Origin of the sequence: Campylobacter mucosalis (assembly GCF_013372205.1) — a bacterium.
In the GTDB taxonomy this organism is placed as follows: domain Bacteria; phylum Campylobacterota; class Campylobacteria; order Campylobacterales; family Campylobacteraceae; genus Campylobacter_A; species Campylobacter_A mucosalis.
Genome location: NZ_CP053831.1, coordinates 1,222,315 through 1,234,860, shown reverse-complemented (window position 1 = coordinate 1,234,860; position 12,546 = coordinate 1,222,315). Strand labels below are relative to the sequence as shown.

General features: G+C 37.4%; 15 protein-coding genes. 12 read left to right on the top strand and 3 right to left on the bottom strand.

The features are described 5' to 3' along the window. Window position 1: 1 nt before the first annotated feature. The 6 genes from smpB to CMCT_RS06435 are packed head-to-tail and all read left to right on the top strand — an operon-like array spanning window position 2 to window position 4,194. A complete protein-coding gene (smpB, locus tag CMCT_RS06460; protein ID WP_034969388.1) occupies window positions 2-454 on the top strand; it encodes an SsrA-binding protein SmpB in 453 nt (150 codons plus the stop codon). Between the two features lie 8 nt (window positions 455-462). Next, on the top strand, window positions 463-1,071 hold the full coding sequence (locus CMCT_RS06455) for a thioredoxin domain-containing protein (RefSeq protein ID WP_034969334.1): 609 nt from the start codon (window positions 463-465) through the stop codon (window positions 1,069-1,071). A gap of 51 nt (window positions 1,072-1,122) precedes the next feature. Continuing rightward, complete coding sequence (gene flgB, locus CMCT_RS06450; RefSeq protein WP_034969336.1) at window positions 1,123-1,557, top strand: flagellar basal body rod protein FlgB; 435 nt, start codon at window positions 1,123-1,125, stop codon at window positions 1,555-1,557. An 11-nt stretch (window positions 1,558-1,568) separates the two neighbouring features. After that, window positions 1,569-2,075, top strand: a complete 507-nt coding sequence (flgC, locus tag CMCT_RS06445) for a flagellar basal body rod protein FlgC (protein ID WP_034969339.1) — start codon at window positions 1,569-1,571, stop codon at window positions 2,073-2,075. Further along, complete coding sequence (gene fliE, locus CMCT_RS06440; protein ID WP_034969342.1) at window positions 2,075-2,368, top strand: flagellar hook-basal body complex protein FliE; 294 nt, start codon at window positions 2,075-2,077, stop codon at window positions 2,366-2,368. Before flgC ends, fliE begins: the two co-directional genes overlap by 1 nt. Before the next feature lie 5 nt (window positions 2,369-2,373). Further along, a complete protein-coding gene (locus CMCT_RS06435; RefSeq protein WP_176325074.1) occupies window positions 2,374-4,194 on the top strand; it encodes a peptidoglycan D,D-transpeptidase FtsI family protein in 1,821 nt (606 codons plus the stop codon). 39 nt (window positions 4,195-4,233) lie between these two features. Here the strand turns inward: CMCT_RS06435 and CMCT_RS06430 are convergent, their stop codons facing one another. The 3 genes from CMCT_RS06430 to CMCT_RS06420 are packed head-to-tail and all read right to left on the bottom strand — an operon-like array spanning window position 4,234 to window position 6,489. Beyond that, window positions 4,234-4,653, bottom strand: a complete 420-nt coding sequence (locus CMCT_RS06430) for a hypothetical protein (protein ID WP_051654902.1) — start codon at window positions 4,651-4,653, stop codon at window positions 4,234-4,236. A gap of 31 nt (window positions 4,654-4,684) precedes the next feature. Continuing rightward, the gene (gene hemH / locus CMCT_RS06425; RefSeq protein ID WP_034969345.1) at window positions 4,685-5,620 is read right to left on the bottom strand and encodes a ferrochelatase; all 936 of its coding nucleotides are present in this window, start codon (window positions 5,618-5,620) and stop codon (window positions 4,685-4,687) included. Continuing rightward, window positions 5,617-6,489 (bottom strand): Gfo/Idh/MocA family oxidoreductase, encoded by an 873-nt coding sequence (locus CMCT_RS06420; RefSeq protein WP_034969348.1) that lies wholly within the window; start codon window positions 6,487-6,489, stop codon window positions 5,617-5,619. The genes hemH and CMCT_RS06420 overlap by 4 nt, the downstream gene beginning before the upstream one ends. 133 nt (window positions 6,490-6,622) lie before the next feature. Here CMCT_RS06420 and alaS point away from each other — a divergent pair, with 133 nt between their 5' ends. From alaS to CMCT_RS09455, 6 genes are read left to right on the top strand one after another with little or no spacing between them, the layout of a single operon-like run. Further along, window positions 6,623-9,169 (top strand): alanine--tRNA ligase, encoded by a 2,547-nt coding sequence (gene alaS, locus CMCT_RS06415; protein ID WP_034969351.1) that lies wholly within the window; start codon window positions 6,623-6,625, stop codon window positions 9,167-9,169. Continuing rightward, a complete protein-coding gene (locus CMCT_RS06410; protein WP_034969353.1) occupies window positions 9,169-9,669 on the top strand; it encodes a hypothetical protein in 501 nt (166 codons plus the stop codon). The genes alaS and CMCT_RS06410 overlap by 1 nt, the downstream gene beginning before the upstream one ends. Beyond that, window positions 9,669-10,214, top strand: a complete 546-nt coding sequence (gene maf / locus CMCT_RS06405; RefSeq protein ID WP_034969356.1) for a septum formation inhibitor Maf — start codon at window positions 9,669-9,671, stop codon at window positions 10,212-10,214. Before CMCT_RS06410 ends, maf begins: the two co-directional genes overlap by 1 nt. Next, window positions 10,211-12,139 (top strand): transglycosylase domain-containing protein, encoded by a 1,929-nt coding sequence (locus tag CMCT_RS06400; RefSeq protein WP_169752930.1) that lies wholly within the window; start codon window positions 10,211-10,213, stop codon window positions 12,137-12,139. Before maf ends, CMCT_RS06400 begins: the two co-directional genes overlap by 4 nt. Then, window positions 12,136-12,411, top strand: a complete 276-nt coding sequence (locus CMCT_RS06395) for a ComEA family DNA-binding protein (protein WP_051654903.1) — start codon at window positions 12,136-12,138, stop codon at window positions 12,409-12,411. Before CMCT_RS06400 ends, CMCT_RS06395 begins: the two co-directional genes overlap by 4 nt. After that, window positions 12,408-12,536 (top strand): hypothetical protein, encoded by a 129-nt coding sequence (locus tag CMCT_RS09455; protein WP_257791966.1) that lies wholly within the window; start codon window positions 12,408-12,410, stop codon window positions 12,534-12,536. The genes CMCT_RS06395 and CMCT_RS09455 overlap by 4 nt, the downstream gene beginning before the upstream one ends. The last annotated feature ends 10 nt before the right edge of the window (window positions 12,537-12,546 follow it).

Here is a 12,546-nt window from a genome sequence, read left to right as displayed (position 1 = left end):
GATTAAAGAACTTGCTAGAAATAAAAAAGCCTTGCACGATTTTACTATTCTTGAAACATTTGAATCTGGCGTCGTTTTAAAGGGTAGCGAGGTTAAAGCATTGCGTGCTGGACGGGCAAATTTAAAAGACAGCTTTGTTAGAGTTATAAAGGGCGAGATATTTTTATTAAACGCACATATTAGCCACCTTGAAACGACAAATTCGCACTTTCGCCCAGATGAAAGGGCTGCTAGAAAGCTTTTAATGCATAGAAAGCAGATAGATAAACTTTTTGGTAGTGTTACGCGTGACGGGCTTACTATGGTCGCACTTTCGCTATATTTAAATGATAAAAATATCATAAAGGCTCGGATTGCTCTTGCAAAGGGTAAAAATTTGCACGATAAACGCGAAATTTTAAAGAAAAAACAGGCTGATTTAGAGGCTAGGTCGGCTCTGAAAAATTTTAAATAAGGAAAAAAATGAGAAAAATTTTACTTTTACTGGCGACTCTGTTTTTTATATTTGGTTGTGGTAGCGATGATAGCTCAAAGCCTGATAAAATCGCCAAATTTAAGCCTTTTGGCGAAAATGAGGAGATTGTTTTAAAGGGCGTAAGTGGCAAAGAGCTGGTTTTAGTTCGTAAAAATGGCGGATTTGTCCTAAAAGGTGCTGAGGATAAAATTCTTATGCTAGATATTTTTGGCACGTTTTGTCCACCTTGCCAAAAAGAGGCACCAAATATTATGCAGTATCAGATAGATAATGCCGATAAATTTGTGCTAGTAGCACTTACTCATTTTGAAAATGTAACAGATGAGTATGTTCAAAGTGAATTTGTTCAAAAGTATAATGCTTTTTATTTTATCACAAATAACCAAGAAATAAACGACCGCATAGCAGAGCAGATCGTTAAGGATATAGATTATAAACGTGAGATAGCCTTGCCGTTTAAAGTGGTTTTAAAAAATGGCGAATATCAGGTTTTAACAGATATTGATACTGGAAAATTTGGTGTTAAGTATTATCTTGGTGGTATAGATATGACAAAAATGCAAAATGATTTAAAAAGAGTTTATGGGTTAAAATAAATTTTGGAACGATTATTGCTTATATATTGGGAAATTTAAGGAGTTTTTACAATGTTTGTTTTAGAAACATATAAATCAAAAAAGCTGGTTGAAAGTGCTATGGCTGCACGTGAGTTACGCCAAAAGATAATAGCTAGCAACATAGCAAACATCGATACTCCTTTTTACAGGGCTAGGGATATTAGGTTTGAACAAGCGTTGTCAGAAAAAGCGGACGAAATTTACAATCGCTCAAATAAAAAAGAGCTAGAGTTGGCAAAAACTAACGAGGCTCATTTGCAAAAAGTAGAATTTCCTAGAAGTGATATGGCTAGTATATTTTTTAGAGATGGTCATACTGCTAGAAATGACGCAAATACCGTTGATTTGGACGTAGAAACGACGGAGCTTAGCAAAAACTACACTATGCTAAGTGCTTTAGATAACGCATTTTCTCGCAAAGGTTCTATCTTTAAAAGTGTGATAGAATCAAGCAGTAAGATATAAAAGAGGGCGTAATGAGCAGAACATATTTAAATGATTTTGACATAAGCGGATACGGGCTTAGTGCCCAACGCTTCAGAATGAACGTAATAAGCTCAAACATAGCAAACGCAAACACAACTCGCACAGCAGAAGGTGGTCCATATAGACGCCAAGATGTTGTTTTTAAGGCTTTTGATTTTAATAAAGTCCTAAATAACGAGCTAAAAAAACAAAACAATATGCTAGAGTATGAAAATCCTATTGACGATCCAGACGCACCAAAGGAGGCGTTTCCTACTGTTATGGGCGTTTTAGTTGACAAGGTCGTGCGTGATGATAAGGATTTTACTTTAAAATATGACCCATCTCATCCAGACGCAAACGCCGAAGGCTACGTCGCATATCCAAATATCAATCCTGTTATAGAGATGAGTAACCTAATAGAAGCCACTAGAGCGTATCAGGCTAATGTGGCTGCATTTCAAAGTGCAAAAAGTATAGCTCAAAGCGCTATACAGCTTATCGGAGGACAATCATAATGAATGAAATTTCAAGAGTTGGACTAATATCGTCAGAAAATTTAGAAAAAACCAAGTCAAAAAGTAGTGCTACTGGCGATTTTGCTAGTATGCTTGATAACTCGCTAAAAGAGCTAAATAAGGTTCAAGAAAATGCAGACAAGGCTATTGCTGATCTTGCTACTGGCGAGGTAAAAGATCTTCACCAAGCCGCTATCGCCATAGGCAAAGCAGAAACAAGTATGAAGCTAATGCTTGAAATTCGCAACAAAGCCCTTAGTGCATACAAAGAAATCGCAAGAACACAAATTTAAAATTTATGATTCAAACAAACCCTAAAAAGTCAAAAATAACATTTATATTTTTATTTATAACATTTGGGGTTATAATATTCATCGCGGTAGTTTTTTATAGAGCAAGTATCGAAAGAAAGCTACCAAGACTGCAAACAAGCGAGATAAATACCGCTCTTAGAGGCTCCATTATTACAAAAGATGGTTTTAGCGTGGCTCATAGCCAAAAGCTATATAAGGTTATGCTAGATACTAGAAACATAGACCCAAACAAAAAAGATCTATTTATCAAGCTCTATTCGCTTTATACAAACGACGATCCAAAAAAGATAGAGAGTATTATAAATTCCACAAAAGGTTTAGTAACGCTATCTTATACCGTTGAAGCAAAAGACGCAGCATACCTTAGAGAGCTTGCCAGAAGGCTTTATAAAAAAAGCATTTTCATATCATATCGCGACCCAAAGACCGGACTTGCTAGGCTAAGTGGCATAGATGTTGTTGAGAGCGGACAAAATAGAACGTTTATGGCAAAGGACGCACTAACGCCGATTATAGGTTACACAAGAAAAAAAGAGGATAATAAAATAACTAAAGTCAGCGGAACAAAAGGCATAGAAAGAAGTTATGAACGCTATCTTGCACCAGCCCAAGACGCTAAGCTCATAGGTCCAAGAGATGTTGGAAACAATATAGTTTTTACCAGTGACTCAAACATTGCCAATAGGGTTGACGGCTATAACGTCGTCCTATCTGTTTCGCTGAAATTTCAAACTATGCTTGAGAAAATTTTAGATGAAAGACGCGAGTTTTTAGACGCACAAGAGATTATAGTTTGTGTTATGCATAGCAATACCGGTAAAATTTTAGCCCTTGCTTCAAGTTCAAGGTATGATCCCTCAAACATCAAAAAGCAAGATTACAGAGCTTTAAATTCCACCGCAACCGAATACGCTTATGAGGTTGGATCTGTTTTTAAGCCCTTTATTTTTTCGATACTTCTAAGTGAAAAAAAGGTCACTACAACTGAGAGGATAAAGACATATAACGGCGAGTATAAGCTTGGCAAACGAACTATTAGGGACACTCACCCGGCTGATTATATGCCAGCTGCTGATATTATCAAGGAGAGCTCAAACATCGGTATGGTCGTACTATCTAGCCGTCTTAGCGGAGTGCAGATTTATGACGGGCTTATGAAATTTGGCTTTTCTCAAAAAACAGATATAGATATGCCTTATGAGCAAGCTGGCATTATCCCGCCGATAAATAAGTTAAATTCAGAAACTTATAAAGGAACGGTTAGCTACGGATACGGGCTTACTGCAACATTTATGCAACTTATGAAGGCGTACAATGCGTTTAACAACAAAGGGGTTATACTAACGCCAATGTTAGCCGATCATCTTGAGAGAAATGGTGTCATTTTTGATATTCCAGATGTAACTCCACCAAAACAAGCCATAAGTCAGGAAGTGGCTAAACAGATGAAATGGGTTTTAATAAAAGTCGTCGAGGACGGCACTGGCAAAAAGGCTAGAACGCCAGGCATAGAGGTTGGTGGCAAGACAGGCACCGCACACATCGCTTCAAGATCTGGCGGATACGCAAATTTATATAACGGCTCATTTTTTGGTTTTGCAAATGACAAAAAGGGAAATAGCTACACAATAGGCGTTTTAGCAAGAGAGCCAAAGAAAAAATACTACTATTTTGGTGCTCAAAGTGCTTTGCCAGTATTTAAAAAGACTGTTGATTTGCTCGTTAGTGAGGGGTATTTAGTGCCGTCCGCGGAGGATATACAAGCCGATTTGGCAAAGATAAAGAGCCAAACCGGCAAAGATTAAAGAGGCTAAAGACTAGCTAAATTTCAGACAGCAAAGAGGCTAGAGTGCTATTTTTTGAGTTAGATAGCTTTTTTGGGCTCGTTCAAGGATCGTGTTGTTTTGAGCCTGTGTTAAAAGCTCTTTTTTATATTCAGCCAAAAGCTCTTCTAAAATTGCGTTTAATTCGGCTTTGTCAGGGTTTTTTAAATTCTCGCTATTTAGCCCCATTTTTTCCATTAGCTCAGCCCTTTTTATTGCGACTTTTTGCTCTATCTTTTCTTCATTAAGCTTTGCTAGATAGCCAGACGCACCAAATTTGCTTAGATTTTTTCTAAACTGTTCAACCTCTTGCGTGAAATTTTGCTCTTTTTCTAGCTGTTTTACGTTAAATGCGAGTATATCATCAAATTTTACGTCACTTTTGGCAGCATTATTTGGCACCATTTTATTTAGGATATCTGCATTTTGAGTGATTTTCATTTGCTCTCCTTTATCAAAGATAAAGCAAATTTTATTCCTTAATTTTGTCCTGTATAAATTTCACAAAGTCATCGCTATCGTTTGGACACTCGCAAACCTCGTAAAATTCAAATTCTAGCTCTTTTGCGATATGTGCGTATTCGATCGCTAACTCAAATACAGTTTCTGAGTTGTCAATGCAAAATGACAGCGGATATATAAGTGCTTTTTTGCTATCTAGATTATTTAAAATTTCGCTCAAATTTGGCTCAAGCCACTTTACCGGACCAAGCCTTGACTGATAAGCTAAAATAATCTCTTTAAATTTAAGCCCATTTTTTTCTAGCAAATTTTTTAAAATTTGCACATGCTCTGTCACGTGTTTTTCGTATAAATCGCCATTTTTTATAGTCTTAATCGGCAAAGAGTGTGCAGAAAATATTAACGAAATTTCATTTTCATTTGCGTTTGAAATTTTAGATTTTATGGAGTTTATTATGATCTGATTGTAAATTTCAGACGTGTAAAACTCTGGTATCTCACGCACTTTGGCATTTAGCTTAAGTTCGTTATAAGCTTTGTAAAAGTCATTTAGGCTTGAAGTTATCGTTGTTACAGAGTGGTGCGGATATAGCGGAAATACAACTATCTCGTTTATGCTTTTATACTTTGATAAAACATCTTTTACAAACGGAGCCGTATAGTTCATCGCATAGTCAAATTTTACTTCATTAGTTGCTTGTAAATTTAGCTTTTTACAAAGCAGGTCTGTGATATCTAAAATCGGCGATTTTCCGCCTATTTTTTTATAGTTTTCTTGTGCTGGTTTTAGGCGAAGTTTTGTTATAAAATTTGCTAAAATTTTACGTAAAAATGGATTTTTAACCCCTAAAATGCAAGGATCGTTAAACATATTTTTTAAAAAAACAGCCACATCATCAAGGCTATTTGCACCACCCATATTTAAAAGTAAGATAAGCTTTTTCAAGATATAAACCCACGAATTTTAATCGCGTCATCAAGTAGTGCTATGGTGTCGTTTTTTGCATTGTAAATAAGCCCAAAAAACTCATCATAAAGGACTTTAAGCTCACTAATCTCGCTATTTACTTTTAAATTTATCTGCCCACTCTCGTTTAGCTGATGAAGCTTTAGTCCGATAAGATCGGCAAAATACGCTCCACTTGTGGCATTAACTACGACAAAATGCCTATTTAGCTGACTTGTAAGAGAGTTTGTTATACTTGCTAAAATTTGATTTTTAAATTTTATTTTTATCATAGCATTGTCAGAACTTTTTGAGTTTGCACGATTTGTAAAAGAGCAGTCAAGCTCGTGTATATCGCTATTTGCTATGAGTTTTGCAAGATCTATGTCGCAAAGAGTTAGCTCGTTTATGATGTTTGCGTCCTTTTTATTGGTGGAGTTAAAAATCTCAATACTAAAAATTTCATCATCTTTTTTTAAAGCCTTAAGCAGAGATAATATAACTGGATTAAATCTAGAAGATAGGCATAGTGCCGTTTTTGTTTCGTTTTTTAAGCTAAGGTATTTCATCTGCGACAACTCATCTTGTGTTTTGCAAATCGGACGCGATATGAGTATGTTTTTGCAGTGTTTTATGCACTCGCAATACGCCTTAAAAACATCATTTTCATCAAGACACAAGACCAAGACTTGTGGTTTGCTATTTTCTATAAACTGCTTAAAATCACTATATGTTTGGGCACGACAATACTCATCTACCCCATCTTCTTCAAAAATGCCACAAACTTCGAATTTGTCGGAGCGTCTAAGCTCACTATAATGTGCTTTGCCTCCATTTTTATAGCCGACTATACCGACTTTTAGCTTCATTTTTAACCTCAGGTTGATGTGATATTTATATTATAGTTTTAAACGACTTTTAAACAGCTAAAATTTTATTTTATAAATTTAAAATATTTTTTTCGCTAAAATCTAGCATTTTTAAATTTAGATAGGAAAAACGATGAAAAATTTAGACGTTAGACAGGCATATCTTGACTTTTTTAAATCAAAAGGACACGAGGTCATAGCCTCCGCTCCACTCGTGCCAAACGACCCTACGCTTTTATTTACAAACGCTGGTATGGTGCCGTTTAAGAGCATTTTTACAGGCGAAGTCCCACGCCCAAATCCGCCTATTCGCACTAGCTGTCAGACCTGCATAAGAGCAGGCGGTAAGCACAACGACCTTGATAACGTAGGCTACACCGCACGTCATCATACATTTTTTGAGATGCTTGGAAATTTTAGCTTTGGCGAGTATTTTAAAAAGGACGCTATCGCTTACGCTTGGGAATTTGTTACAGAAGTTTTAAAACTACCAAAAGATCGCCTTTATGTAACCACTCACGAAAGTGATGATGAGGCCTATGAGCTGTGGCAAAAACACATCGCAAAAGAGCGAATTTACCGCTTTGGCGATAAGGATAACTTCTGGGCTATGGGCGATACTGGACCTTGCGGGCCTTGCTCTGAGATTTTTTACGATCAGGGAGCCCAAAATTTCACGTCTGATGAGGATTATATGGGCGGAGATGGCGACCGCTTTTTAGAGATTTGGAATTTAGTATTTATGCAGTTTGAACGCTCAGCTGATGGCACTATGACGCCACTACCAAAGCCGTCTATTGACACTGGTATGGGCTTAGAACGAGTAAGTGCGATAATGCAGGGCAAATTTAGCAACTATGATAGCGACCTTTTTATGCCTTATATTAACGAAGTGGCTAAAATTTGCGGTAAGCCTTACGAATACGCAACTGGGGCGAGTTACCGCGTCATAAGCGATCATATCCGCTCAGTTACATTTTTACTCGCACAAGGCACAAATTTTGACAAAGAAGGGCGTGGTTACGTGCTTAGACGCATTTTACGCCGTGCCGTTAGACACGGATACTTGCTTGGCATTAAAGAGCCGTTTATGTATAAGCTAGTTGATAAGGTTTGTGAGCTTATGGGCGGACACTACGCCTACTTAAACGAGAAAAAAGATAGCGTAAAAGAGCAAATCAGACTTGAAGAGGAGCGATTTTTAGCCACAATCGCAAGTGGCTTGGAGCTATTTAACGCTGAACTTGCAAAAACCGATGAAATTTTTAGCGGAGATGTCGCATTTAAGCTTTATGACACTTACGGCTTCCCACTTGATTTAACCGCCGATATGCTTCGTGATAAGGGTTTTAGAGTAGATGAAGGGCGTTTTGAAACGCTTATGATAGAGCAAAAAGCACGTGCAAAAGCAGCTTGGCGTGGCAGTGGCGATAAGGGCACGAAGGGCGATTTTAAGGCACTTTTAGAGCGTTTTGGAGAGAATGAATTCATCGGCTATGATACTACAAAGAGTAATAGTAAAATTTTAGCCCTTTTAGATGAAAATTTTAAAGAGATAGATGAGCTAAATGGGGCTGGCTGGGTGATGTTTGATAAGACGCCATTTTACGCACAAAGTGGCGGTCAAAAGGGCGATAGTGGCGAGATTGTAAATTTTGCTGACGTCCTTGATACGCAGAAATTTCACGGACTAAATTTATCACAAATAAATACCAAAAAACCTCTAAAAATAGGCGAAAATGTCAGCCTAAACGTAAGCAGTGAGCGAAGCGAAATAGCACGTCATCACAGTGCTACACACCTACTTCACGCTGCTTTAAGAAAAATTTTAGGCTCTCATATCGCACAAGCTGGTTCAAGTGTAGAAGCGACTAAACTTCGTTTTGACTTTTCACACCCAAAAGCACTTAGCAATGATGAGCTTTGTAAAATTGAGAATTTCGTAAATGAAGCCATCGCAAACGCAGCCGTGGCAAAGACTGAGATAATGAATATAGAAGATGCTAAAAACAGCGGAGCGATCGCACTTTTTGGAGAAAAATACGACGAAAATGTCCGTGTGGTAAGCTTTGGCGATGTTAGCAAAGAGCTTTGTGGTGGCACACACGTTAAAAACGTAAGCGAAATCGGTGCATTTTTTATCACAAAAGAGAGTGGCGTGAGTGCTGGGGTTAGGCGTATTGAGGCGATTTGCTCAAAGTCAGCCCTAAAATACGCACTAAATTTAAGAGATGAGCTAAATTTACTAAGAGATGAGCTAAAAAATGCCCAGCCACTTGAAGCGGTTAAAAAGCTTAAAGGCGAGATAAAAGCCCTAAAAGATGAGCTAAAAAACGCAAGTAACAACAAGGCTATAAATTTAAGCGAGATTAACGGCGTAAAAGTAGCTGTTGAAGTGGTAGAAAACGGCGATATAAAGGGCATTATTGATGAGATTAAAAACGCAAATGAGAGCGTTTGTGTAATGCTACTTCAACCAAAAGATGAGAAAATTACAATCGCCGCTGGAGTTAAAAACGCAAATGCAAAAGCTGGCGAGTGGGTAAAAAGTGTCGCTCAAATTTTAGGTGGCAATGGCGGTGGGCGTGATGATTTTGCGACTGCTGGTGGCAAGGATTTAGGCAAACTTGGCGAGGCAAAAGATTTTGCTGTGAAATTTATAAAAGAGAAGCTGTCTTGATGGCTGAATACAACATAGCATTTGCAAGGCTTGGGCAGTTTTTCCCTTTTTTGCACGTGGCTTCGGTTACGCTTTTTTTGGGAATTCAGGTTTGTTATTTGGTTGTTGCTGGGTATTTTTTACGTCAGCACTCAAATAACGAAGAGTTGGTTTCTGAAATTTTATTAAAATCATTTAAAACGCTTGGTTTTTTAACGATAATTTTTATGGTTTTAATGGCAGTGAGTGGATTTTTTATCGGTAGTTTTGACTTTAGTATAAAGGCTGCTGACCCTATGGCAAGGGCTATCATAGCCACAAAACACGCACTTTGTATGTTTTTGGTTTTAAATATTGCCTATATGATTTACTGCTATAAAAATTGCATAAAAGCAAAAGAAAACGACGAAGGTATAGAATTTTATGAGAGTTTTGTAATAATCGTAAAATACTTTATACCATTAAATTTAGTCGTTTCGCTCGGTGCTATCTATCTTGGCGTTGCGTATAGGAATTTTTAATGATCTACCTTGCATCAAGTTCGCAAACTAGGGCTGAAATTTTAAACGACGCGAAAGTGGATTTTAAACAGATTGATTTTAGTTTTGATGAGAGTGTGGTGGATAAAAACATTAGCCCAAATTTATATGTTTTGTCAGTAGCTAAGGCTAAAAAACAGCAGTTTATGTCCGTGCATAAAGAGCTTAAAAATGTGCTTTTTGCCGATAGTTGCGTGGTTTGTGATGGCGAAATTTTAGGCAAACCAAAAAACTATGATGACGCATTTAAAATGCTTATGATACAAAGCGACAATTATGCTAAAGTCCTAACCGCGATGATATTTTTAGGCGAGAAATTTGAGCTTTTAAATGTTAGTCAAACGACCTTTAAGTTTGCAAAATTTGATGAAAAATTAGTAGATGAGTATATAAAAAGCGGACTTTGTATGGATAAGGCAGGAGCTATGATGATAGAGGGTTTTAATAAGCAATACATCATCCATCAAGATGGAAACACAAGCACAGCACGTGGGCTTAATGTAGAAATTTTAAAGGCATTTTTATGAGATATATCCTTTGGTTTGTTTTTTTGTGTGTGGCTGTTTTGGCTGGTGGTTTTGTTTGGGTTTACTCTCAGGTTAGGTTTGACGCATACAGCATAATCGACTATAAACCAAAGCTCACAACGCAAATTTATGATACAAATAATGAACTTATCGCAAACGTTTTTGAAGAAAACCGCATTTATACACCATATGAAGAGATACCGCCAAGGCTTATAGAGGCCTTGGTTGCCATTGAGGATACTAGTTATTTTGAGCACGGCGGTGCAAATTATGAGGCGATAGCTCGTGCGGTTATAAAGGATATAAAGGCTAGAAAATTTGTAGAGGGTGCTTCAACTCTAACTCAGCAACTTGTTAAAAATTTAGCCCTAAGTAGCGAAAAAAAGCTTATGCGAAAGGCTAAAGAGATAGTTTTGGCTATCAAACTTGAAGAGGAGCTAAGCAAAGAGCAGATTATAGAGCGATACCTAAATCACGTGTATTTTGGGCACGGATATTACGGCATAAAGACCGCTGCTGAAGGCTATTTTAGGAAAAATTTAGACGAGCTTAGCTTAAAAGAGATAGCCATTCTTGTTGGTTTGCCAAAAGCCCCAAGCTCGTATGATCCCACAAAACACCTTGATTTATCACTTGGACGTGCAAACCGCGTATTAGAGCGTATGTATACGATTGGCTGGATAAATGAGGACGAGTATAGAAAGGGTGTGTTAGAAGAGCCTGCCGTTTTTGACGATACGCTTAGTAAAAACAAGGCACCTTATGTTGTTGATGAGATTATAAAAGAGGTTTCAAAGCAGGTTGATGATATACGAACTGGAGGCTATAAAATCGTAAGCACGATCGATTTAGACGTGCAAAATATGGCACAAGAGGCACTAAAATTTGGCTACAACGAAATTTTAAAACGTGATAAAAATGCAAATACGGCGGTGTTAAATGGTGCTATTGTTGTAACTAGACCGCAAACTGGCGAGGTTTTAGCCCTTGTTGGTGGGGTTGATTACGCCAAAAGTAGCTATAACAGAGCAACTCAAAGCAAACGTCAGCCAGGTTCTAGCTTTAAGCCATTTATTTATCAAATCGCCCTAGATAACGGATATTCCGTTGTATCACAGGTCGCAGATATAGCTCGTAGCTTTGATATGGGTAATGGCAAAGAGTGGACGCCTAAAAATTATAGTGGCGGTTTTAGTGGCTATATAACGCTAAAACAAGCGCTCACGCAGTCAAGAAACTTAGCTACGATAAACCTATTAAACGACCTTGGGCTTAGTTATGTAAGAAAAGAGCTCATTGATATGGGATTTGAGGATATGCCACCAAATTTATCTATCGCACTTGGTAGTTTTGGTATATCCCCTTTGGAATTTGCAAAATTTTACTCAATTTTCCCAAATGAGGGCGAGATGGTTTCGCCAACTTTGATAAAGAGTATTGAAAACAGATACAGCACATACAACAAAGTAGAGAGCACAAGGGTGCAGGTAACCGACCCTGCTCAGGCGTTTTTGATGACTAGTTTGCTTCAAAATGTCGTTGAAAACGGCACTGGCAGAAACGCTAAAATCGCTGGTATTCAAATAGCTGGTAAAACCGGAACCACAAATAACAATATTGACGCCTGGTTTTGCGGTTTTAGTCCAGATGTCCAAGCTGTGATTTGGTATGGAAATGACGATAATACACCTATGAAAAAGCTAGAGGGTGGTGGTAGGACAGCAGCTCCGGTATTTAAAAAATTTATGGAGAGCTATATGAAGCAGTATCCAAATTTAAGGAGAAATTTCATACAACCTGAGGGTGTTTATAAGGCTAAATTTAATGGAATAGACGAGTTTTACACAAACGAGTCTCCGCTTCCTAAAAGCTCATCAACGCAAGATATCTTAAAAGAAGAAGATGAGGGAGGACTGATATTTTGAGAATTTTTATAAGTTTAGTATTTTTATCGATTTTTGCTTTTGGCTTAACTGATTTAAACAAGGCATCAAGCTCTGAATTAATGGGGCTTGGGCTTAGCAAAACAGAGGCTTTAAGTATCATAAAATACCGCAAAGTTCATAAGTTTAAAAGCACTGACGAGCTATTTAAGGTTAAAGGTCTTAGCGGTCAAAAGGCTCTAAAAATCCGTGATAAAGTAATGGTGGAAAATAAAAATCAAATAACTAAAAATACCAAAAAGGAGAAAAAATGAAAAAACTAATCTTAGTGTTTGGCATTTTAAATAATAAAAATGATACTCTAAATACACATTTAGCAACTAAAATTTCGGCTACTTTCGCATTTTGCTTACGTGTAAATCACAAAATTTTAGCCTAGATAAAGATAA